The following is a 22,797-nucleotide window of genomic DNA, read 5'->3' on the forward strand; positions in this document are numbered from 1 at the left end:
ACACCACTTCTCACGTTTGTTGTTGCACCAGACCCCCACCCACTACAGATGCGAGGCCATCCAACGAATCGCCCGGCTCACCGAACCCCCACACGATGTGGGCGGGACCGAGTCTCGTGGTGCTCCTTAGAAAGGAGGTGATCCAGCCGCACCTTCCGGTACGGCTACCTTGTTACGACTTCGTCCCAATCGCCGATCCCACCTTCGACGGCTCCCTCCCACAAGGGGTTAGGCCACCGGCTTCGGGTGTTACCGACTTTCATGACGTGACGGGCGGTGTGTACAAGGCCCGGGAACGTATTCACCGCAGCGTTGCTGATCTGCGATTACTAGCGACTCCGACTTCACGGGGTCGAGTTGCAGACCCCGATCCGAACTGAGACCGGCTTTGAAAGGATTCGCTCCACCTCACGGCATCGCAGCCCTTTGTACCGGCCATTGTAGCATGTGTGAAGCCCTGGACATAAGGGGCATGATGACTTGACGTCATCCCCACCTTCCTCCGAGTTGACCCCGGCAGTCTCTCACGAGTCCCCACCATAACGTGCTGGCAACATGAGACAAGGGTTGCGCTCGTTGCGGGACTTAACCCAACATCTCACGACACGAGCTGACGACAGCCATGCACCACCTGCACACAGACCACAAGGGAACCGACATCTCTGCCGGCGTCCTGTGCATGTCAAACCCAGGTAAGGTTCTTCGCGTTGCATCGAATTAATCCACATGCTCCGCCGCTTGTGCGGGCCCCCGTCAATTTCTTTGAGTTTTAGCCTTGCGGCCGTACTCCCCAGGCGGGGTACTTAATGCGTTAGCTACGGCACGGATCCCAAGGAAGGAAACCCACACCTAGTACCCACCGTTTACGGCGTGGACTACCAGGGTATCTAATCCTGTTCGCTCCCCACGCTTTCGCTCCTCAGCGTCAGTTACTGCCCAGAGACCCGCCTTCGCCACCGGTGTTCCTCCTGATATCTGCGCATTCCACCGCTACACCAGGAATTCCAGTCTCCCCTGCAGTACTCCAGTCTGCCCGTATCGCCCGCACGCCCACAGTTGAGCTGTGAGTTTTCACGGACAACGCGACAAACCACCTACGAGCTCTTTACGCCCAGTAATTCCGGACAACGCTCGGACCCTACGTATTACCGCGGCTGCTGGCACGTAGTTGGCCGGTCCTTCTTCTCTCACTACCGTCACTTGCGCTTCGTCGTGAGCGAAAGAGGTTTACAACCCGAAGGCCGTCATCCCTCACGCGGCGTCGCTGCATCAGGCTTGCGCCCATTGTGCAATATTCCCCACTGCTGCCTCCCGTAGGAGTCTGGGCCGTATCTCAGTCCCAGTGTGGCCGGTCACCCTCTCAGGCCGGCTACCCGTCGTCGCCTTGGTGAGCCGTAACCTCACCAACAAGCTGATAGGCCGCGGGCCCATCCCACACCGCAAAAGCTTTCCCCTCCCAGGCCATGCAACCAGAAGGGTATATTCGGTATTAGACCCAGTTTCCCAGGCTTATCCCAAAGTGCAGGGCAGATCACCCACGTGTTACTCACCCGTTCGCCACTCGAGCACCCCGAAGGGCCTTTCCGTTCGACTTGCATGTGTTAAGCACGCCGCCAGCGTTCGTCCTGAGCCAGAATCAAACTCTCCAAACAAAAACAACCCAACAAACAGTCAGGTGAATCCGCAATCAGAGAAATCCGATCAACAAACCAAGACACCAAAAACTGGCATCCAAAAACAGCCCACCCCAAAACGGGAAAAAGAGGCAGACCAAAAAAACAACAAACAAAAACCACCAAACACACTATTGAGTTCTCAAACAACACGCCCTGTTGAAGGCAACCTTGCCAGCTTACACTCTCTGAACAAGGTGGTCAAGCCCCGATTTTCCGATCCGATCGTCTCCGTCCGGATCCGTGCCTCTTGGCTTCTGGCGGAAATACTACGCGCTGTCGGCCAAAGCCCCAAATGGCCAGCACAGAGGCGGTTTTCGGAGAGATCTACGCTACGCGATGCGCTCGATCTCCGCGCCCAGACTGACGAGATTTTCCACGAACTTCGGATACCCGCGGTCGATGTGAAAGACGTCGTGCACCTCGGTGTCACCATCGGCGACCAAACCCGCAAGCACGAGCCCGGCGCCGGCACGGATGTCCGACGACCACACCGGCGCACTGGACAGCTGCGGGATTCCACGCACCACCGCGTGATGTCCGTCGGTCCGGGCGTCGGCGCCGAGCCGGATCATCTCCTCGACGAATCTGAACCGCGCCTCGAAGACGTTCTCGGTGATCATCGACGTGCCGTCGGCCACCGCGGCAAGCCCGATCGCCATCGGCTGAAGGTCGGTCGGGAAGCCGGGAAACGGCAGCGTGGCGACGTTCACCGCTTTCGGTCGGTCGTACTGCACGACCCGGAAGCCGTCATCGGACTGGGTCACCGTGGCGCCGGCGTCGTGCAACTTGTGCAGCACCAACTGCAGATGGGCGGGATCAACGCCGGTCACCGAGATGTCGCCGCGCGTCATGGCCGCCGCGATCCCCCAGGTGGCTGCCACGATCCGGTCGCCGATCACCCGGTGCTGGGTCGGATAGAGCCGGTCGACGCCGGTGATGGTCAACGTCGATGACCCGGCACCACTGATCTGGGCGCCCATCTGGTTGAGCATCGTGCACAGGTCCACCACATCGGGTTCCCGAGCGGCGTTGTGGATCGTTGTGACCCCCTCCGCCAGCACCGCGGCCATCAGGATGTTCTCCGTGGCCCCGACCGAGGGGAACTCCAGCTGGATCTCGGCGCCGCGCAGATGGTCGGCCTCGGCCACCACGCAGCCGTGCTCGATGTTGCACCGGGCACCGAGCTGACGCAGACCGGACTGGTGCATATCGAGTGGGCGTGACCCGATGGCGTCGCCCCCGGGCAGGGCAACCTTGGCCTTCTTGCATCGACCGACCAGCGGCCCGAGCACGCAGACCGATGCGCGGAACTGCCGGACCGCGGCGAAGTCGGCGTCGTACTTGAGCTCGTCCGGCGAGGTGATCCGCACGACGTCGCCGTCCAGTTCCACCGTCGCCCCAAGGCCGCGTAACACCTCGGCCATCAACGGCACGTCCAGAATGTCCGGGCAGTTGCTGATCGTGCTGGTGCCCTCCGCGAGCAGTGCCGCTGCCATCAGCTTCAACACGCTGTTCTTGGCGCCCCCGACGGCAACTTCGCCCGATAACCGGCAACCGCCGGTCACCACGAAACGCTCGCTCACGCCGGTCAGTGTAAACAGCGCGATGGGCCGTGTCAGGCTGCCGAGCCGTGACCACCGGGTGCATCCCGGTACCGTTTGGACCATGGCAGTGCACCTGACACGGATATACACCCGGACCGGCGACGATGGCACCACCGGGCTGAGTGATTTCAGCCGGGTATCCAAGAGCGATGTGCGGCTGTCGGCCTACGCCGACTGTGATGAAGCCAACGCCGCGATCGGCGTCGCGGTGGCGCTCGGCAACCCCGACGAGCGGGTGCTGCCGGTACTGCGACAGATCCAGAACGACCTGTTCGACGCGGGTGCCGACCTGTCCACGCCGGTGGTGGAGAACCCCGAGTATCCCCCGCTGCGGATCCAGCAGAGCTATATCGACCGGCTGGAGCGGTGGTGCGACGAGTTCAACGCGCCGCTACCGGCGCTGACCTCGTTCATCCTGCCCGGGGGCACTCCGTTGTCGGCGTTGCTGCACGTCGCGCGCACCGTGGCTCGTCGAGCGGAGCGGTCGGCGTGGCACGCGGTCGATACCCACCAGGACTCGGTCAGCGCACTACCGGCGAAGTATCTGAACCGGCTGTCCGATCTGCTGTTCATCCTGTCGCGGGTCACCAACCCCGACGGTGATGTGCTGTGGCAACCCGGCGGGAAGGTTCAATAGCCGCGGCGCCGCGCCCGTGGGGACGGCCGGGACTCCAACCACGATGTGAACGCCGTCAATGCACCCCGATCCAGGGCGATCTCATATCCGCGGCCGCGTTCGGGCCCGGCATCGCGCAACTCCAGCACCACGATCTCGTCGGTCATGATGTCGAACTCGTCGCCGCGCGGTGAGCGTCGCGACACCACCTCGACACCACGGCGGGTCAACGTCCGGTCCGGCCACCAACGCAGGCTCGACAGCCGATAGAACTGCGCATCCCCACCGCGGTAGCGCATCACCCCGTGCCGCCAGCCATGGCCGCCCACAGCCGGGACGTCACGCAGGATCGCCGCGGTGCCACCGACCTGCCGGAGCTTCCACAGCCGATAGCTCAACGCGATGACGGCGAGCAGGAGTACACCGACGAGCGCGACCATGAACAGCATGGACGCGCTCACCGGCGGTCAGTCCAGTTGGCCCAGGGCGCGCAGGCGCGCACGCCCCCACGCCGCGGTCCGCTCGTCGTCGGACTCGGAGTCCTGCTTGGCCGAGTCGGCGTTGATCTCCGATTCGAACTCCGCGTTCTCGACCAGGATGCGTACCGCCTCCTCGGTCACCGACAGGAATCCGCCGTCGATCGCGATGCGCAGATCGTCCTCGCCTTCGCGCTCGACGCGCACCATGGCATCGTCGACCAGCTGCGCCACCAGCGGGATGTGCCGCGGCAGGATTCCGATCTCGCCTGCAGTGGTGCGGGTGAACACGAAAGTCGCCTCACCCTTCCACAGCTCGCGCTCCACGGCGACGATCTCGACGTGCAGTTCGGCCATGTCACACCACCTTTCGAAGCTGAATGCCGCCGGCGCTCATCACAGCTTGGCGCCGAGGCTTTCGGCCTTCTTCGCCAGGTCGTCGAGACCACCGATGAGGAAGAACGCCTGCTCGGGCAGGTGGTCGAAATCGCCCTTGGTCAGCTTGTCGAAGGCCTCGATGGTCTCCTTGAGCGGCACCGTCGAACCCGGCTGGCCGGTGAACTGCTCGGCCGCCATCATGTTCTGGCTCAGGAAGCGCTCGATACGACGCGCGCGCTGAACGAGCTGCTTGTCCTCTTCGGCGAGCTCGTCGATACCGAGGATCGCGATGATGTCCTGAAGATCCTTGTAGCGCTGCAGGATTCGGATGACTTCCTGGGCGACGCGGTAATGCTCGTCGCCCACCACGGCCGGGTCGAGGATCGTCGAGGACGATGCCAGCGGGTCCACCGCCGGGAAGATGCCCTTCGAGAACACCGTACGGGAGAGCTCGGTGGTGGCATCCAGGTGCGCGAACGTGGTGGCCGGGGCCGGATCGGTGTAGTCGTCGGCGGGCACATACACGGCCTGCATCGAGGTGATCGACTTACCGCGCGTCGAGGTGATGCGCTCCTGCAGCTCACCCATCTCGTCGGCCAGCGTGGGCTGGTAACCCACCGCGGACGGCATACGACCGAGCAGGGTCGACACCTCGGAACCGGCCTGGGTGAACCGGAAGATGTTGTCGATGAACAACAGCACGTCCTGGCCCTGCTCGTCGCGGAAGTACTCCGCCATCGTCAGCGCCGACAACGCGACACGCATACGGGTGCCCGGCGGCTCGTCCATCTGGCCGAACACCAGGGCGGTGTCCTTGAGGACGTTGGCGTCCTCTAGCTCGACCCACAGGTCGTTGCCCTCACGGGTGCGCTCACCGACACCGGCGAACACCGAGGTACCACCGAAGTTGCGGGCGATACGGTTGATCATCTCCTGGATCAGCACGGTCTTGCCCACGCCCGCGCCGCCGAACAGGGCGATCTTGCCGCCACGCACGTACGGGGTGAGCAGGTCGACGACCTTGAGGCCGGTCTCCAGCATCTCGGTGCGGGGCTCGAGGTCGGAGAAGGCCGGCGGCTTGCGGTGGATCGACCAGTGGTCGAAGTCCTTGCCGTAGCCGGGCTCGTCGAGGCAGTCGCCGAGGGCGTTGAACACGTGGCCCTTGACGCCGTCACCGACGGGCACCGAGATCGAGGTGCCGGTGTCGGTCACCTCGACACCGCGGACCAGGCCGTCGGTGGGCTGCATCGAGATGGTACGCACCAGGTTGTCACCGAGGTGCTGGGCGACCTCGAGGGTCAGTGTCTTGGACAGCTCCTTGTAGGAGATGTCAGCGTGCAGTGCGTTGAACAGCTCGGGTACCGAGCCGCGCGGGAACTCCACGTCGACCACGGGGCCGGTGATCCGGACGACCCGGCCTGGGCTCTTTTCGGCGGTAGCAGTCATTTCCTCTTCGCTTCCTGATGGGGCCTGTGTAGTTGGTCGGCTAGCGCGCGTCGGCCAGCGCGTTGGCGCCACCGACGATCTCGCTGATTTCCTGGGTGATCTGCGCCTGACGTTCGCGGTTGGCCGCCAAGGTGAGCGCCTTGATCAGATCGTCGGCGTTGTCGGTCGCCGACTTCATGGCACGGCGGCGCGAAGCCGACTCCGAGGCCGCGGCTTCCAGCAGCGCGGCGTACACACGGGTCGCGACGTAGCGCGGAAGCAGAGCGTCGAAGAGTGTCTCCGGGTCCGGCTCGAACGAGAACAAGGTCTGCGGACCCTCGGAAGGCTCGTCGTCGCCGACGTACTCCACCACCATGGGCGCGATGCGGCGCGCCGCCGCGGACTGCGACAACATCGACCTGAACTCGGTGAACACGATGTGCAGTTCGTCCACTCCGAGGATCCCGTCGACTCCCGCGTCCTCACCCTCGTCGTCGACGCCCGACATGAACGCCGTCACCAAGGTGTCGGCGATCTCGCGCGCGTTCTCGTAGGTGGGCCGCTCGGAGAAGCCGGCCCACGACTCGACCACCTCACGCTGGCGGAAGCTGAAGTACCCGAGCGCTTTCCGGCCGACGGTGTAGAGAACCGGCTCCTTGCCCTCTTCACGCAGCAGCGAGAACAGCTCCTCGGCCTGCCGGAGCACGTTGGCGTTGTACGCACCGCACAGACCGCGATCCGACGACACCACCAGCACCGCGGCCCGCCGCGGATTGTCCCGGGCGACGAGCAGCGGGTGATCCAGCGCGCTGGCACTCGCCAGTTCGGTGAGCATGCTGGTGATCTCGGTGCTGTAAGGCCGAGCCGCTTCGACTCGGGCCTGCGCCTTGGCGATTCGCGACGTGGCGATCAGCTCCTGGGCCTTGGTGATCTTCTTGATCGACCCGGCGGAACGGATGCGCCCACGAAGCTCGCGCAGTGTTGCAGCCATCTAGCTCTCCTCGATCTTCCCGTCGACCGTTCCCGTCCCTACTTCTTGGGGGCCGGCTTGCGGACCTTGACCGATTCCTTCTCCAGGTCGGCCTCGTCCATCGCCTCGGTCTCGGCTTCGTTGACCACCACCGAGCTGCCGTCGGAGGCCGAGAAGCCCTTCTTGAACTCGTTGACGACGCCGGCCAGCTTCTCTTCGGCCTCCTCCGAGAGCTTCTTGCTCTCCCGGATACCGGCGAGGATGTCGTCGTGTGAGGCCTTCACGTGCTCGATCAGTTCCGTCTCGAAACGCGATACGTCTTCCACCGGAACCGAATCCAGGTGACCACCGGTGCCCAGGTAGATGGCGACCACCTGGTCTTCGACGGCGTACGGGGTGTACTGCGGCTGCTTGAGCAACTCCACCAGGCGGGCACCACGATCCAGCTGCGCCTTGGAGGCCGCGTCCAGATCCGAGGCGAACGCGGCGAACGCTTCCAGTTCGCGGTACTGCGAGAGCTCCAGTCGCAGCGAGCCGGCCACCTCTTTCATGGCCTTGATCTGCGCGGCGCCGCCGACTCGGGACACCGATACACCGACGTTGATCGCCGGGCGCACACCCTGGTTGAACAGGTCGGACTCCAGGAAGCACTGACCGTCGGTGATCGAGATGACGTTGGTCGGGATGAACGCCGAGATGTCGTTGGCCTTGGTCTCGATGATCGGCAGACCCGTCATCGAACCACCGCCGAGCTCGTCGGACAGCTTCGCGCAACGCTCCAGCAGCCGGGAGTGCAGGTAGAACACGTCGCCCGGGAACGCCTCGCGGCCCGGCGGGCGACGCAGCAGCAGCGAGATCGCGCGGTAGGCGTCGGCCTGCTTGGACAGGTCGTCGAAGACGATGAGGACGTGCTTGCCGTCATACATCCAGTGCTGGCCGATGGCCGAACCGGTGTAGGGCGCCAGCCACTTGAAGCCGGCGGCGTCGGAGGCCGGGGCCGCGACGATGGTGGTGTATTCCATCGCGCCACCCTCTTCGAGGGCTCGCTTCACCGAAGCGATCGTGGTGCCCTTCTGGCCGATCGCGACGTAGACGCAGCGCACCTGCTGCTTGGGATCGCCGGTCGCCCAGGCCTCACGCTGGTTGAGGATGGTGTCGACACAGACGGCGGTCTTGCCGGTCTTGCGGTCGCCGATGATCAGCTGGCGCTGGCCGCGCCCGATCGGGGTCATCGCGTCGATGGCCTTGATCCCGGTCTGCAGCGGCTCGGACACGCCCTGGCGCTGAACCACCGACGGCGCCTGCAGCTCGAGGGCGCGACGGCCCTCGGCCTCGATGTCACCCTGGCCGTCGATCGGCTGACCGAGCGGGTTGATGACGCGACCGAGGAACGCGTCACCGACCGGCACCGACAGCACCTCGCCGGTGCGCTTGACCTGCTGGCCTTCTTCGATCTTCTCGAAGTCACCCAGGATCACGGCGCCGACGCTGTGCTCGTCGAGGTTCAGCGCGACACCGAGGACGCCGCCGGGGAACTCCAGCAGCTCCTGGGTCATCACCGAGGGCAGTCCCTCGACGTGGGCGATGCCGTCGCCGGCATCGATGACCGTGCCGATCTCTTCGCGGTCGGAATCGGCGGTGAAGGAGGAGACGTAGTCCTCGATCGCCCCTTCGATGTCAGAAGCGGAGATTGTCAACTCTGCCATGGCTTTTCGTCTTCCTGCCTTTGTGTTTGTTTCTGCTCTGGTGCTGGCCGGTCAGTCCGGAAGCCCTGCGCGGGCCGCCGCCAACCGGGAGGAGATGGAACCGTCGATGACCTCGTCGCCGACCGTGATCAGGAGCCCACCGAGGATGTCGGGGTCGATTTCGAGCTGGACCGACACCGCGGTGCCATAGATCCGGCTCAGGACCTCTGCCAGGCGGGTGCGCTGCTCGTCGGTGAGGTCTGCTGCGGCGGACACCTGTGCGACAGCCTCACCGCGCCGGGCCACCGCGAGCTCGGCAAGATCGTTGACCGCCGCGTCGGCGAGCTCGCCGCGCAGCAGTTCGACCGTCTGCGTCAGAAGCGCGGCGACGGTAGGGTTGACTCCACCGCCCGCGTCGAGAACCTTCTTGAGCAGTCCGGCCCGCTTCTCGACAGGCACCGAGGTATCGGCGAGCAGACGGCTCAGCTGCGACTCCGAATCGAGCACGCGGCTGAACCGGAAGAGCTGATCCTCGACCTCTTCGCTGTGCCCGTCCCGCTCCGCGCGCACCAGAAGCGCCAGGCGAGCGACATGTTCGAGCGCGTCGACCAGGTTGCCCTCGCTCGACCACCGTTGCGCGACAGCCGATTTGAGGAGGTCGAGGGCTCTGGCGTCGATCTTGCCGTCGAAGAGCCGCTCGACCATCCGAACCTTGGCCGACGCATCGTTGGCGGGTTCGCCGAGATGCTTGTTCAGCGCCGACTCCTTGACCAGGAGCTTCGCCACTCCCGACAGGTCGTCGGCCAGCGTGGCGAGGGCAGCGGAATCGGTGCCCTCGGCGGAGGCCTCGAACTTCTGCACCAGCTCGGCCAGTGCTTCGCGGCTGGCGGCCCGTAGGTGCAGCGACGCCCCGGCTTCCAGCACCGCCGGTGACGGTGCCATCTGGTCGAGTTCGTCGAGGAAACGGTCCACCGTCGAGGATTGCGCGGCCGGATCCGCGACATAGTTGCGGACGATCTCCTCGGCCTTCTGGACCGACTCCAGGCCGAGATGCTGGCGCAGACCCCGAATCGTCTGTTGCCGAAGCAGTTCGACCTGCTGTTGCCCCTGGGACTTGATGCGTTCGGCCTCGACGGAGGCCTGGGCGCGAAGTTGCTCGGCGATACGCTCCGAGTCGGTCCGCGCTTCTTCTTTCACCTTGGCCGCCTGGGACTCGGCGTCCTGGAGGGTCTTCTTGTGCATCTCATCGGCGTTGGCCAACTTCTCCGCCGCGGTCTTGCTCTCCTCGAGGGCTATCCGCACCGCCTCCTGCTGGGCGTGCATCATCCGACGGATCAGCGGAACCACGTACTTCCACAGCAGGAATGCGATGATTGAGAACCCCACCAGGTTCCCGATGAACGTCGACATCAGCGCCTCTCGCTCGCGGTGCCGCTGACGTCGACACCCAGGATGCGGCTCGCCAGTGTGTTGGACAGGTCGTCGACCGACGACTCGAGCTGAGTCGACGTGGTCGACGCCGTCTGCTCCAACTGCGCGTTCGCCGATTGCAGTTGTTCGGCCACTTCGCCGCCGGCTTCGGCTCTCGCCTGGTCGACGATCTGGCGCCCCTCGGAGCGGGCCTCGTCGCGAATCGAGGACGCCTCACCGCGCGCACCCGTCATCGCCTTGTTGTAGTCGTCCTGAGCGGCCTCGAGCTGTTTGGCCGCCTCCCGGTTGTCGGCAGCCGTCTTGGCGAGCATCGCCTCGCGTTCGGCCAGCACCTTGCTCACCGGCGGCACGACAAACTTGGCGATCACGGCGAGGACGACCAGGAAGATCAGCAGCACCACGAAAAAGGTTCCGTTGGGCAGCAGGAAGTTGCTGGTCGCCTCGCTCTCGTCGGCAGCGGGGGCTGCCAGCACGGTTGCGGTCAGGTCACCCATATCGCTGTATTAGCCGACGGGGGTGGCGAAGACGAACAACGCCATGAACGCCAGGTTGATGAAGTACGCCGCCTCGACCAGACCGACGGTGATGAAGAACGGAGTGAACAGTCGGCCCTGAGCTTCCGGCTGGCGAGCGATACCGGAGATCAGCGCATTACCGGCCACGCCGTTACCGATACCGGCACCGATCGCGCCACCGGCCATGATCAGACCGCCGCCAATGAGCGCGCCGGCAGCGATTGTGGGATCCATTCCTTATCCTCCTTGATAACTGGCAGTGATACCTGCCAGGGTCTTCGTGCTTCTTTCGAATCAGTGTCGTCTGTCAGCGGTTGCCGCGAACCGTCGCTTCGCTAGTGGTGTTCGTCCTCATGCTCGAGTTCCATCGACTGGCCGAAGTAGAGAATCGTCAGCAACGAGAAGATGAACGCCTGGATGAGACCGATGAAAAGGTCGAAGGCTTTCCAGATCGCGTTGGGGGCCCACAGGATCCAGGCGGGGAACATCGCGATCAGACCGATCATGATGCTGCCGGCGAAGATGTTGCCGAAAAGTCGGAGTGACAACGAGATCGGCTTGGCGATTTCTTCGACGATGTTGATCGGGGCCAGGAACGCGACGTGGCCCTTGAGCAGTTGCTTGGGATGGCCCAGCACACCGCGGCGCCAGATGCCGGCGGCGTGATAGGCGATGAACACGAACGCCGCGAGGGCGAACACGAAGTTCACGTCCGCCGCCGGTGGTTTGAGAAGCTCGTGCTCGACGCCGTCGCTGCCGGTGTACTGCACCGGCAGAACCGCGATCCAGTTGGCGATGAGGATGAAGGTGAACAGCGTCACCGCCAGCGGCAGGATGAACGGCGCGATCTTCATGCCGATCGCGCTCTCGACCTGATTCCGGAACTGGATCGTCACGGTCTCGAAGAACAACTGGACCCCGCCGGGCACGCCCGTGGAGGTCACCTTGGCCCGGAGGTAGAACGCCATCGCCAACACCACCGCGGCCGCAATCGCCGTCGACAACACGGTGTCTACGTTGACCGTCATGCCAAACCACTCCTGCTCGGTGTGGTGGCCGACCTGGAGCGCCAGGATTTGTTCGCTCATCTGTGGATTGATCCTTCGGTGCTTATCCGTCGGTGGAAGTCGTAGCAGCGGGCTTGTCTGAAGGGGTACCGGCGGAACCGGTCGATGTCTCGGCGGCCGCGCCGCCGCCGGCCCGTAGCTCCTTGAGGACCGGCAGCGAGGTGCTGAGCACGAGAATCACCTGAAATAGTGCCAAACCGAACAGCACGCCGAGGCCCTGTGGCCGGAAGTAGAACGCGATGGCGAGGCCGATCACGGTGATCGCGAGCAGGCGCGTCGCAGAGTTGAGCGCCATCTTGCTCTTGAGCGGGTGATCGCTGGCGGTGATGGCCTGCACGCTGCGCCGCACCAGCAGCGCGTTCGTCAGGCCGAGTGCCAGACCCACGGCGAAGAACACACCGAACATCGGGTGACCGAGGATCGCACCGAGAACACCTACGGCACCGGCGACCAGTGCGCAGACGACGGACAGTCGGACAGGCCGGAAAGCAACGGACGGGAACACCAACGGCGCGTCGTGCGCTGGTGTCGTCACTGCTTCACCTCAATCCCGCGTCCGTCGAGCATGGTGGGGGTTGTCCCGATGATCCTGTGCGTGGCGCCCGTAGCGTAACGGAGGGCGGCGCACGCGCTGGAATCACCCAAGGGGTTGCTCCCTGTTTCGGTCAAAATGTCGGTCGTTTTCCCGTTCCGGTCGATGCTTTGAACGTTGCCATCGAACCGCCCGGAGGCCGGCAACCCGCGAGGTCTTTTCGGGTTCTCACCGAACCCTAACACATGGTGAGGGCCACAAAAGAGGGCCTACTACTTTTTGTCGTATACCTCGTCCGGGGCATCGTCGCCGCGCCTGAGCAACGGGATCAAAGTGACCACGACGGCGACCACGACGGCCACCGCCATGACCGCCGCGGTGCGGCGCGGATCGAAGAAGGTCGAGCTGGCCGCTCCGAGCGCGGCGATGCCCACCCACAGATAGACCAGCAGGACCACGCGCCGGTGCGAGTGGCCGATTTCGAGCAGCCGATGGTGCAGGTGCATCTTGTCCGGACTGAACGGACTGAGGCCCTTGCGGGTGCGGCGGATGATCGCCAGCAGCATGTCCAGGGCCGGGACGAACACCACTGCGACGACGAGCAGGAATGGTGACAGCAGCGCGAAGACGTCGCGGGCTCCGTACGCGGTCTGCGAGATCGGGCCCGCAGCGGTGGTCGCCGCGGCGGCCAACATCAGGCCGATCAGCATCGAGCCGGAGTCCCCCATGAAGATCCGGGCCTTGTGGAAGTTGTGCGGAAGGAAGCCCAGACATACCCCCGCGAGCACGACCGAGATGACCGCGGGCGGGTAGAACAGCACGTCGCCGCCGTGGTCGCGCAACAGCCCGACGGAGAAGATGCAGATGGCCGATGCCGTGATCAGGCCCAGACCGGCGGCCAGACCGTCGAGGCCGTCGACGAAGTTCATCGCGTTGACCAGGGCGACGGTGAAGGCGAGGGTCAACAGGATGGACGCCACCTGGTCCAGCACGATGGTGCCCACACCACCGATCGGGATGTAGAGCACACTCCAGGCCACGCCCATGGTCACCAGCACGCTTGCCGCGGTGATCTGACCGGCGAACTTGGTCAGCGCGTCCAGACCCCAGCGGTCGTCGATCAACCCGACGACCATGATGAGTCCGCCCGCGACCACCACGGCCGGCATACCGGACGAATACACGAAGCCCCGCGTCAGCGCGGGCAGCTGCGACGCCAACAGGACGGCTGCCGCAACTCCCAGGTACATCGCCAGTCCGCCCATCCTCGGGATGGGCTGCAGGTGCACATCGCGCTCGCGGGGGTAGGCCACCGCACCCCAGCGGGTCGCCAGCACCCGCACCCAGCCGGTGGCCAGGTAGGTGACGATCGCCGCCGTCAGGCCGACAAGGGCGAGCTCACGCAGCGGGACACCGGCGCCGCGGTCGGACAACGCCAGGACGCTCTCCCCCGCCTGCGCAACGGCCGTCGTCAGTGATCCCGGGTGCACGGAAGCCAGATCAATCCGGCCGGTCGGTCAGGGTCACCGGTTCGACGCCCAGCACCTCGGCGATCGCGTCGAGCGTCACCGGACCCTGCCGGAGCACCCGGGGATGGGCGCCGGTGAGGTCGACGATCGTCGACGCCGCCTGCTGCTCGGCCGGACCGCCGTCGAGGTAGACCTCCACGCGGTCGCCGAGTTGTTCCTGCGCGGCCGCCGCGGTCACCGCCGGCGGATTGCCCGAGATGTTGGCGCTCGAGACCGCCATCGGGCCGACCTCGCGCAACAGCTCGATGGCGACCGGGTGCAGCGGCATCCGCAGCATCACGGTGCCGTTCGCGTCACCGAGGTCCCACTGCAGCGACGGCGCCTGCCGGACGACAAGGCTCAGCGCGCCCGGCCAGAACGCGCGGATCAGTTCCTTGGCGCTGTTGGGCACCGTGTACACCAATCCCTGGATGGTGTGCCAGGAACCGACGAGGACGGGAACCGGCATGTCACGCCCGCGACCTTTGGCGGCCAGCAACGAGGCCACCGCCTCGCCGTCGAACGCGTCGGCGCCGAGGCCGTAGACGGTGTCGGTCGGCATCACCACCAGGCGGCCGCCCTTGAGCGCGCTGATCGCCGATGCGATACCGCTCTCGCGCTGCGCCGGGTCGGTGCAGTCAAACATCTCACTCATGTGCGATCCGCCCTCGCTACTCGCCGGTTCACGGTGGCCAGCCTCTCACCCGGCCCGCACTGCCGTCACGAAGCGCGGCCGGCCCGCGAGGTCGTGTCGGGCCGTCACGTCGACGAACCCGCCGGTACGCGTGAACGCCGCCACCGTCTGCTCCGAGGTGGTGTCGTCGTGCTCGACGGCACACCGTCCACCAGGCCGCAGCAGCCGCGCCGCAGCCACGACGATGGGACCGATCACCGCCATCCCGTCCGCGCCACCGAACAGTGCGTGGCCCGGGTCATGTTGTGCCACTTCCGGTTCGAGCTGCGCGCCGACAGGGATGTAGGGCGGGTTGGCGACCAGCAGGTCGACTGTGCCGTCCAGATCGGCGAGCAGATCGTCGGCGGTGACGTCGGCGCGCACCACGCGCACCGGTGTGCCCACCACATTGCCCCGCGCGTAGTCCAGCGCCGGCTCGGAGTCGTCGACGGCGGTCACCTCCGCGGCGGGCAGGCCAACCGAGAGCGCCAGCGCCAAAGCACCGGACCCGGTGCACAGGTCGACGATCCGCGGACGGGGCGGGAGAGGTTGCGCCAGTGCCCATTCCAGCACGGACTCGGTTTCGGGCCGTGGGACGAACACGCCCGGGCCGACCCGGACGGTGACCGGCCCGAACGCCGCCACACCGGTCAGATGCTGCAACGGAATCCGTGCGGCGCGAGCCGTGACCAGCTCGCCGTAGCGGGCGGCGAAGTCGTCGTCGGGCGCCACGAACGCGACCCGGCCGCGCTCGGCGCCCGCCGCATGTGCCGCCAGCAGCTCGGCGTCCACGCGCGCTGACCCGACCCCGGCCGCCGCCAACGCGGCTGCGGCGTCGTCGATCATCTGACGCATCGTCGCCGGCCGGTCAGCGACGTTCACGTGTTCTGCAGCCGGGCGTGCTTGTCGGCGGCGGCGAGGGCGTCGAACAACGGGTCGAGGTCACCGTCGAGCACCTGGTCGAGGTTGTGCGCCTTGAAGTTGATCCGGTGGTCGGCGATCCGGTTCTCCGGAAAGTTGTAGGTGCGGATCCGCTCGCTGCGGTCCACCGTGCGGATCTGGCTGGCGCGGTCGGCCGAGGCGTCCGCCGACGCCTGTTCTTCGGCCAGCGCCTGCAGCCGGGCGGCCAGCACCTGCATGGCGCGGGCCTTGTTCTGCAACTGCGAGCGTTCGTTCTGGCAGGTGACCACGATGCCGGTCGGCAGGTGCGTGATGCGCACCGCCGAGTCGGTGGTGTTGACGCCCTGGCCGCCCTTGCCCGAGGAGCGGTAGACATCGATGCGCAGGTCGGACTCGTCGATCTGGACCTGCTCGACCTCGTCGGGCTCGGGATAGACCAGGACACCGGCCGCCGAGGTGTGCACGCGGCCCTGGGATTCGGTGACCGGCACCCGCTGCACGCGGTGCACACCGCCCTCGAACTTCAGCCGCGACCACACGCCGTCGGCGGAGTCGCCCTTACTCGCGATCGACAGCGTGGCGTCCTTGTAACCGCCCAGATCAGAGGTGGTCTCCCCGAGCATCGTGACCGTCCAGCCGTGACGCTCGGCGTACCGGATGTACATCCGCGCCAGGTCGGCGGCGAACAATGCCGATTCCTCCCCACCTTCGCCGGACTTGACCTCCAGGACGATGTCGTCGGCATCGTGGGGGTCGCGCGGTGCGAGCAGATCGGTCAGTTGGGTGTCCAGGTCGGCGACCCTGGTGGTGAGCTCGTCGACTTCGTCGGCGAAGGACGCGTCGTCGGCGGCCAGTTCGCGCGCCGCGTCCAGGTCACCACGGGCGGCCTCGAGCTTGCGGTAGGTCGACACGATCGGGGAGATCTGCGCGAATCGTCGGCCGACCTTCTTGGCGGCGGCCGCGTCGGAGTGCAGCTCGGGGTCGGACAGCCGCTGCTCGAGCTCACCGTACTCGGCGAGAATCGCCTCGATCGCCGGTGCGGCCTCGGCCATCTCGCCTCCTTCGTCTGAGCGGACCTCAATGCACGAAACGGCGCCCGGCCTGCGCAAAGTGCGACAGAGCGGGCGCCGTTGCGGCGGCTACTTGTCGGCGGCAGCCTTGGTGTTGGCCCCGGTGCGCTTGCCGTAGCGCTTCTCGAAGCGGGCCACGCGGCCGCCGCTGTCGAGGATCTTCTGCTTGCCGGTGTAGAACGGGTGGCACTGCGAGCACACCTCGACAGTGATGTTTCCGCTCTTCTTGGTGCTGCGGGTGGTGAAGCTGGCACCACAGCCGCACAGCACGGTCGTCTCGACATAGTCAGGATGAATGCCTGATTTCATGGTTTCCTCTTCAATCGTGGGCCCGGGTCGCCCTCCCGATCTGGGAGACTGCGGCGTGAACCGGAACCGAGGGGACGGCGGTCCACCCGGCCGGAGGCCGGACGACTGACCTGATTATGCCAGGTCAACCGCCAGCAGCCTAAACGCGCACAAGGGGTGCACTATTCCTGGCCGGTGGCCACGCGGTAGGACTTGCCCTCGCGTGTCCACAGGGTCCGGCCCGCCGGTTGCGCACCCATCGCGATCAGCTCACGCTTGAGCACCTTGTTGGTCGCGGTGCTGGGCAACCGATCGGCGATCCACACGTGGCGCGGCCAGGCCTTCGGGGAGAGATCGGGCTGACCGGCCAGAAAACCGGAAAACTCGTCGGGGGTCAGGGTCGCCTCGTCCTGCAGCACGATGGCGGCCATGACCTGGTCCCCCACCTGCTCGTCGGGCACCGGATAGACCGCCGCCGTGCTGATCGCGGTTAGCCGGATCAGGATCCGCTCGATCGGCGCCGAGGTCATGTTCTCGCCGTCCACCCGCATCCAGTCCGCGGTGCGGCCGGCCAGGAAGATCCAACCGTCGGCGTCCCGGTAGGCCAGGTCACCGGACCAGAACATGCCGTGCCGCATCCGCTCGTCGGTGGCGTCCTGATCGTTGTAGTAGCCGGCGAACATTCCCGACCCCTGGGTGTTCACCAGCTCCCCGATGGCGTCCTCGGCGTTGGTGAGCGCCCCGTGCTCGTCGAACTCGGCGACGGCGCACTCGGTGAGCGTCTCGGAGTTGTAGATCGCCACCCCGGGAAAGCCCTTGCCGATGGAACCCGACGGGCACCCGTCCTCTCGGGTCACGGTCACCGCGTTCTCGGTGGATCCGAATCCGTCCCACACCTCGCAGCCGAATCTCCGGGCGAACTCGGCGATGTCGCGATCGCTTGCCTCGTTGCCGAAGGCGACGCGTAACGGGTTGCCGGCGTCGTCGGGCCGCTCGGGGCGGGCCAGGATGTAGGCCAGCGGTTTGCCGACATAGTTCATGTACGTGGCGCCGTAGCGGCGGATGTCCTCGAGGAACCGGGAGGCGGTGAACCGGGCGGGGGCCATCGCGGCGCCGGCGTTGAGGGCCACCGACCACCCGGCGAGGACGGCGTTGCTGTGGAACAGCGGCATCGACAGGTAGCAGACGTCGGCGGTGCCCAACTCGTAGCGGCCGGCCAGCGCGGCGCCGGCCAGCAGCACCATCGCGTGCATCATCTTGACGGCTTTGGGGTCGCCGCTGGTCCCGGAGGTGAAGATCAACATGTAGGTGTCGGCGGCGGTGACCTCCCGGTACGGAGCCAGGGTGGCCGGGGCCGCGACCCTCCTGGTCAGTTCCGCCCACTGCGGCGTCCCGACCTCCAGCACCTGCACCCCGGTCAGGTCGACACCGTCGAGCAGATCCCGGTGATCGCCGTCGGTGAGCAGAAACTGACAGTCGGCACGACGAATGTCGCGTGCGAGAGCGTCGCCGCGGCGGGTGGTGTTGATGCCGCAGAGCACATATCCGCCGAGGCCGGCGGCGGCCATGGCGGTCAGCATATCCGGGGTGTTGCCGAGCAACACCCCGACGTGCAGGGGACGATCGGGATCGGCGGCGTCGATCAGCGCCGCTGCCTGCGTGGCCGCATCGCCAAGGTGTTCCCGCCAGGTCCAGGTGCGGTCCTTGAACTTCATGGCGACACCGGCGCCGTCCGCGCGCTCCCGCAGCAGTTGCTGGACTGTCTCGGCCAACGCCGCTCGCCCTCCCGATTCGGTGAACAGATCCCGGTAGTTGTCTACCGTGGCTCCGGGCGCAGCGTACCGCAGCCGCCGCCCACGGTTCATCTGCGAAGATAGGGCGATGAGCGTGGGTACGGTGGCGAATCCAGTGCCGAAACCTCCGGCCCGAGCGGCAGCCCGGCCGGTGCGGGATCGGCTGATCGACGCGGCCGAACAGTGCTTGACCGCCAAGGGGATTCGCGCCACCACGGTGTCGGAGGTCGCCGAGGTCGCCGGCGTCAGCCGGGGCTGGCTCTACCGGCACTTCCCCGACAAGGCCGAACTGCTCGGGGCCGCGATCGTCCGGCTCAACGACGCATTCTGGACCGAATCCCGCGCCCGCCTCGACGCTGTCACCGGCCTCGACGAGCAGATCGCGGCGGGCGTGGAGTTGGCGCGCAGGGAGTCCGAGACACCCGGGGCGCTGGTCCTCAAACTGCGCCAGGAGGAACCGGAGGCGTTCGCCGCCTGCGTCGGCCTCGGCGTACGCGGCCTCATCCCCGACATCGCCGCGTTCTGGGTGCCGTATGTGCAGGCCGCGGTCGATCGGGGTGAGATCCATCCCCTCACCGACTGCACCGAAGCCGCAGAGTGGATTGCGCGGGTCACGCTGAGCCTGGCCACCGTGCCGGGTGAACAATGCGACGCCGACGACCACGACTCGGTGCTGCGCCACGCGCGTCGCTACCTGGTCGCGGCGCTGCGCAGCGATCCGACTGGCTGAGCTAGCGCACCGAGGTGCCGTGGACCTGGCGCCCGGTCAGCAGCATCAGCAATGTGGCGATGGGCGCCGCCAACTCACGACCAGCACCGACGGCGAAGTCGGTGTCGGTGGCCACCAATCGGGTGCCGGTGAAGCGCTTCTGCGCGTGGAACGGGAACCCGGCCGTCCACACTCTGTCCGCGGCGGCGGCCGCCGCGTCGACCGGCATCGGCCGGTCTATCCCGAGCGGGATGCAAATGTCCTGGGCGTGCACCAGCACGTCGGTCAGCGGCTCCAGTTCGGTCGTGCCGGGTGGACGCCGCCGCGAACCGGCGGCGGCGCGCAGGTCGGTGGCGATCTGCGCCGGCGACCTGCGGTCGGAGACGGCCAACCGATGGACGACGGCATTGAAACGGAAGCCGCTGCGGGCGGCTTCCCACAGCATGCGCGGCGTACCCATCGTCGAATGCGTGAGGTGGGCCGCGACGTTGCCGACGGTCCATCCCGCACACAGCGACGGCGTGCCCCAAACCTGCGGCCCGCGGGTATCGAGGCCCTCGATCAGGTCGGCGAGTTCGCGGCGCTGGTTCTCGACATGACGCCACACGGTGTCGCGGTCCATGGCTACCCCTGGGTGCTTAGTCAGTGATGCTGACTAATTTAGTCAGGAGTTCGTACTAAAGTCAAGGAATGGACATCCAGCCCGCCACTTCGGTCCTGATGTTCATCGCGCACCGTGACATCGAAGCCCGGGTGATGGACGCACTCGCGCGAGCGGGCGTCGATGACGTGACGGTCGCCCAGTCCCGGCTGCTGCAACGGCTGCACCCTGCCGGGATGAGAGTGACCGAGCTCGCCGAACAGGCGCGGGTGACCAAGCAGACGGCCGGCGCTCTGGTCGATCAACTCGAGCGTGCGGGTTACGTGAGCCGCGGACCCGATCCCACCGATGCGCGCGCCCGCCTGGTGACCCTCACAGATCGGGGTGCGGGCATGTGCCGGCGGGCAGCCGAAGAGGTCGACCGGGTGGAGCGGGAATGGCGACGACACCTGGGCGATGAAGCCTTCACCGCCTTGCGGGACGCCCTCGTCACGCTGCGCGAGATCACCGACCCGTACCGGTGATCCCGGGGTCCGGCCACGCTCGGCGCAGCCGGACACACCGGGATCGCTCAGTCGTTGTCGGCCCCGCCGGGGGTGTTCTTGGAGACCTGGACCAGGAACTCGTAGTTGTTCTTGGTCTTACGCAGCTGGCTCATCAACAGATCGATGGCCTGATGCGGATCGAGACCCGAGAGCACACGGCGCAGCTTGTGCACGACCGCGAACTCGTCGGGTGAGAGCAGCAGCTCGTCCTTGCGGGTGCCGGACGGGTTGACGTCGACCGCCGGGAAGACACGCCGCTCGGCGATCTTGCGGTCCAGTTTGAGCTCGGCGTTGCCGGTGCCCTTGAACTCCTCGAAGATCACCGTGTCACCGGTCGATCCGGTCTCGACCATGGCGGTGGCGATGATCGTCAGCGAGCCACCCTCTTCGATGTTGCGGGCCGCGCCGAGGAACCGCTTCGGCGGGTACAGCGCGGTGGAGTCGACGCCGCCGGACAGAATGCGGCCCGACGCCGGGGAGGCGTTGTTGTACGCGCGGCCCAGACGGGTGATCGAGTCCAGCAGCACCACGACGTCCTTGCCCTGTTCGACCAGGCGCTTGGCCCGCTCGATGGCAAGCTCGGCGGCCTGCGTGTGGTCGGACGGCGGGCGGTCGAAGGTGGAGGCAATCACCTCGCCCTTGACCGAGCGCTGCATATCGGTCACCTCTTCGGGCCGCTCGTCGACCAGCACGACCATCAGGTGACATTCAGGATTGTTGCGGGTGATCGCATTGGCGATGTCCTGCATGATCGTCGTCTTACCGGCCTTGGGCGGAGACACGATCAACGCGCGCTGCCCCTTGCCGATCGGCATGATCAGGTCGATCACCCGGGTGGTCAGTTTGTCGCCACTGGTCTCCAGGCGCAGCCGCTGGTTCGGGTACAGCGGAGTCAGCTTGGTGAACTCGGGGCGCTTCTTGGCTTCCTCGACCGGCTTGCCGTTGACGGTGTCCAGCCGGACCAGCGGGTTGAACTTCTGGCGCGGGTTCTGGTTCCCCGACTCGCCTTCCTTGGGGACCCGGACGGCACCGGTCACCGCGTCGCCGCGGCGCAGACCGTTCTTGCGCACCATGTTCATCGACACGTACACGTCGTTCGGGCCGGCAAGGTATCCCGAGGTGCGGACGAACGCATAGTTGTCCAGCACGTCGAGGATGCCGGCCACCGGCTGCACCACATCGTCGTCCCGCAACTCGGTATCGCGGTCGGCACCGCCGCCACCGCCCTCGCCGCCGCGCTCGCGCCGCCTGCGGTCCCGGAATCGCCGACCGCGACGGCCCTGGCGACCTTCGCCGTCGTCGTCGTTGTCGTCGACGTTGTTGTTGTTGCGGCCGCCGCCCCGATTCTGACCGCCCTGCTGGCCGCCGTCGGAACGGTTGTCGGAATCCGACTCGGACCTGTCGTTCTTCGACCCCTGGCCGGCGTTCTGCTGACCCTGGTTGTCCTTGGATTCGCGGGGCTCGCGCTTGTCGCGATTGTCCCGGCCGCCCTGCTGATCGGGTCGGGCACTCTTGTCGCGACCTTCAGCCGGACCGGACTCCTGGTCGTTGGCCTTGTCCTGCTGGTCGGCGGGCTTGTCCTGCTCGCCGGCGCTGGGACCGCCCTGTTCACGCGAGGACCCGCGACGTTCCCGCCGGCGGGGCTGCGCCGGCGCTTCGGCAGCCTGCTCCGGGGCGGCGGTCGCTGCTGCTCCGTCGGCGGTGGGGGCCTCGGCTTGAGGGGCCTCGGTCCTGGGAGCTCCGGTCCTGGGAGCTTCGGCCTTGGGAGCTTCGGTCTTGGGGGCTTCGGTCTTGGGGGCTTCGGTCTTGGGAGCCTCGGAGGTGCCCTTACCTTCACCGCGTCGCTCCCGGATGGCGGCGATCAGCTCGCTCTTGCGCATCCCGGAGGCGCCTTCGACGCCGATCTCCTTGGCCATTGCACGCAACTCGGGCAGTACAAGGCTGGTCAGAGCGCCGCGGCGGGCGGGGGCTGCCGCCACCGGAGCATCTCCTGCGGCGGGCTTACCCGCCTCAGAGGATGGGGAGGCGTCTGTGCTCACGGAGTTCGGCAGTTCGCCGCCGGCGGCACTGCCGGCCGTGATGAGGTCCGTATCGGTCACGGATTTCCTTTCTTCCCTCGCTGATCAGGTCACGCGAGGGTTCGGTGCGTTCAGCCGATCCGCTGAACGCCGAGGTCACACCCTTGCAACCGCAATGGTGATCGCCTGGCTTCGCCGGGATACGGCGAACCGTCAGTCCACAAGTTTGAACACCTGAAAGAAGAGTCGTCCTAGTGTCGGCGCAGGTGAAGAAGCTGCGATTGCCGGACGACTGCGAGAATAACCCGCTTCCTGGA

General features: G+C 66.3%; 22 protein-coding genes and 1 rRNA gene. 3 read left to right on the plus strand and 20 right to left on the minus strand.

The genetic code is table 11. The features are described 5' to 3' along the window. Nucleotides 1-130 precede the first annotated feature (130 nt). Both ACNUDN_RS19410 and murA read right to left on the minus strand, forming a co-directional pair. Nucleotides 131-1,652, minus strand: a 16S ribosomal RNA gene (locus tag ACNUDN_RS19410). Nucleotides 1,653-2,005: 353 nt separating this feature from the next. Next, nucleotides 2,006-3,259 carry a UDP-N-acetylglucosamine 1-carboxyvinyltransferase gene (gene murA, locus ACNUDN_RS19415; protein WP_419123408.1) on the minus strand — a complete coding sequence of 418 codons (1,254 nt, stop codon included), beginning with the start codon at nt 3,257-3,259 and terminating at the stop codon, nt 2,006-2,008. Nucleotides 3,260-3,341: 82 nt separating this feature from the next. On the opposite strand from murA, the gene ACNUDN_RS19420 reads away from it, so the two are divergent. Then, nucleotides 3,342-3,917 carry a cob(I)yrinic acid a,c-diamide adenosyltransferase gene (locus ACNUDN_RS19420; protein ID WP_419123409.1) on the plus strand — a complete coding sequence of 192 codons (576 nt, stop codon included), beginning with the start codon at nt 3,342-3,344 and terminating at the stop codon, nt 3,915-3,917. Here ACNUDN_RS19420 and ACNUDN_RS19425 read toward each other — a convergent pair. The 16 genes from ACNUDN_RS19425 to fadD1 form a co-directional block, all read right to left on the minus strand. Then, nucleotides 3,911-4,357 (minus strand): DUF2550 domain-containing protein, encoded by a 447-nt coding sequence (locus tag ACNUDN_RS19425; protein ID WP_419123410.1) that lies wholly within the window; start codon nt 4,355-4,357, stop codon nt 3,911-3,913. The genes ACNUDN_RS19420 and ACNUDN_RS19425 overlap by 7 nt on opposite strands. A gap of 6 nt (nt 4,358-4,363) precedes the next feature. Next, complete coding sequence (locus ACNUDN_RS19430) at nt 4,364-4,729, minus strand: F0F1 ATP synthase subunit epsilon (protein WP_419123411.1); 366 nt, start codon at nt 4,727-4,729, stop codon at nt 4,364-4,366. A gap of 39 nt (nt 4,730-4,768) precedes the next feature. Further along, nucleotides 4,769-6,196, minus strand: a complete 1,428-nt coding sequence (atpD, locus tag ACNUDN_RS19435) for a F0F1 ATP synthase subunit beta (RefSeq protein WP_419123412.1) — start codon at nt 6,194-6,196, stop codon at nt 4,769-4,771. Between the two features lie 40 nt (nt 6,197-6,236). Then, entirely contained in the window at nt 6,237-7,166 is a 930-nt protein-coding gene (locus ACNUDN_RS19440; RefSeq protein ID WP_419123413.1) for a F0F1 ATP synthase subunit gamma, read from the minus strand. A gap of 38 nt (nt 7,167-7,204) precedes the next feature. Continuing rightward, nucleotides 7,205-8,851, minus strand: a complete 1,647-nt coding sequence (gene atpA, locus ACNUDN_RS19445; protein ID WP_419123414.1) for a F0F1 ATP synthase subunit alpha — start codon at nt 8,849-8,851, stop codon at nt 7,205-7,207. A 51-nt stretch (nt 8,852-8,902) separates the two neighbouring features. Further along, the gene (locus ACNUDN_RS19450; RefSeq protein WP_419123415.1) at nt 8,903-10,240 is read right to left on the minus strand and encodes a F0F1 ATP synthase subunit B/delta; all 1,338 of its coding nucleotides are present in this window, start codon (nt 10,238-10,240) and stop codon (nt 8,903-8,905) included. Continuing rightward, nucleotides 10,240-10,755 carry a F0F1 ATP synthase subunit B gene (locus tag ACNUDN_RS19455; protein ID WP_419123416.1) on the minus strand — a complete coding sequence of 172 codons (516 nt, stop codon included), beginning with the start codon at nt 10,753-10,755 and terminating at the stop codon, nt 10,240-10,242. Before ACNUDN_RS19455 ends, ACNUDN_RS19450 begins: the two co-directional genes overlap by 1 nt. 9 nt (nt 10,756-10,764) lie before the next feature. Further along, nucleotides 10,765-11,010 (minus strand): F0F1 ATP synthase subunit C, encoded by a 246-nt coding sequence (locus ACNUDN_RS19460; protein ID WP_126332965.1) that lies wholly within the window; start codon nt 11,008-11,010, stop codon nt 10,765-10,767. Nucleotides 11,011-11,111: 101 nt separating this feature from the next. Continuing rightward, nucleotides 11,112-11,864, minus strand: a complete 753-nt coding sequence (gene atpB, locus ACNUDN_RS19465) for a F0F1 ATP synthase subunit A (protein WP_419123417.1) — start codon at nt 11,862-11,864, stop codon at nt 11,112-11,114. Nucleotides 11,865-11,886: 22 nt separating this feature from the next. Continuing rightward, a complete protein-coding gene (locus ACNUDN_RS19470; protein WP_419123418.1) occupies nt 11,887-12,378 on the minus strand; it encodes an ATP synthase subunit I in 492 nt (163 codons plus the stop codon). Between the two features lie 269 nt (nt 12,379-12,647). Then, complete coding sequence (locus ACNUDN_RS19475; RefSeq protein WP_419123419.1) at nt 12,648-13,865, minus strand: glycosyltransferase family 4 protein; 1,218 nt, start codon at nt 13,863-13,865, stop codon at nt 12,648-12,650. 10 nt (nt 13,866-13,875) lie between these two features. After that, nucleotides 13,876-14,538 carry an L-threonylcarbamoyladenylate synthase gene (locus tag ACNUDN_RS19480; RefSeq protein WP_419123420.1) on the minus strand — a complete coding sequence of 221 codons (663 nt, stop codon included), beginning with the start codon at nt 14,536-14,538 and terminating at the stop codon, nt 13,876-13,878. A gap of 45 nt (nt 14,539-14,583) precedes the next feature. Further along, the gene (gene prmC / locus ACNUDN_RS19485; protein ID WP_419125223.1) at nt 14,584-15,411 is read right to left on the minus strand and encodes a peptide chain release factor N(5)-glutamine methyltransferase; all 828 of its coding nucleotides are present in this window, start codon (nt 15,409-15,411) and stop codon (nt 14,584-14,586) included. 23 nt (nt 15,412-15,434) lie between these two features. Continuing rightward, a complete protein-coding gene (gene prfA, locus ACNUDN_RS19490) occupies nt 15,435-16,508 on the minus strand; it encodes a peptide chain release factor 1 (RefSeq protein ID WP_419123421.1) in 1,074 nt (357 codons plus the stop codon). 87 nt (nt 16,509-16,595) lie between these two features. Beyond that, a complete protein-coding gene (gene rpmE, locus ACNUDN_RS19495; protein ID WP_419123422.1) occupies nt 16,596-16,835 on the minus strand; it encodes a 50S ribosomal protein L31 in 240 nt (79 codons plus the stop codon). A gap of 161 nt (nt 16,836-16,996) precedes the next feature. Then, nucleotides 16,997-18,586, minus strand: a complete 1,590-nt coding sequence (gene fadD1 / locus ACNUDN_RS19500; RefSeq protein WP_419125224.1) for a fatty-acid--CoA ligase FadD1 — start codon at nt 18,584-18,586, stop codon at nt 16,997-16,999. Nucleotides 18,587-18,695: 109 nt separating this feature from the next. On the opposite strand from fadD1, the gene ACNUDN_RS19505 reads away from it, so the two are divergent. Further along, on the plus strand, nt 18,696-19,337 hold the full coding sequence (locus tag ACNUDN_RS19505; protein WP_419123423.1) for a TetR/AcrR family transcriptional regulator: 642 nt from the start codon (nt 18,696-18,698) through the stop codon (nt 19,335-19,337). A gap of 1 nt (nt 19,338) precedes the next feature. Here ACNUDN_RS19505 and ACNUDN_RS19510 read toward each other — a convergent pair whose 3' ends face one another. Further along, nucleotides 19,339-19,938 (minus strand): maleylpyruvate isomerase family mycothiol-dependent enzyme, encoded by a 600-nt coding sequence (locus tag ACNUDN_RS19510; protein ID WP_419123424.1) that lies wholly within the window; start codon nt 19,936-19,938, stop codon nt 19,339-19,341. 68 nt (nt 19,939-20,006) lie between these two features. Here ACNUDN_RS19510 and ACNUDN_RS19515 point away from each other — a divergent pair, with 68 nt between their 5' ends. Beyond that, nucleotides 20,007-20,441 carry a MarR family winged helix-turn-helix transcriptional regulator gene (locus tag ACNUDN_RS19515; protein WP_419123425.1) on the plus strand — a complete coding sequence of 145 codons (435 nt, stop codon included), beginning with the start codon at nt 20,007-20,009 and terminating at the stop codon, nt 20,439-20,441. A gap of 47 nt (nt 20,442-20,488) precedes the next feature. Here ACNUDN_RS19515 and rho read toward each other — a convergent pair whose 3' ends face one another. Further along, entirely contained in the window at nt 20,489-22,561 is a 2,073-nt protein-coding gene (gene rho, locus ACNUDN_RS19520; RefSeq protein ID WP_419123426.1) for a transcription termination factor Rho, read from the minus strand. Between the last annotated feature and the right edge of the window lie 236 nt (nt 22,562-22,797).

Source organism: Mycobacterium sp. smrl_JER01 (genome assembly GCF_048513595.2).
Classification (GTDB): Bacteria; Actinomycetota; Actinomycetes; order Mycobacteriales; family Mycobacteriaceae; genus Mycobacterium.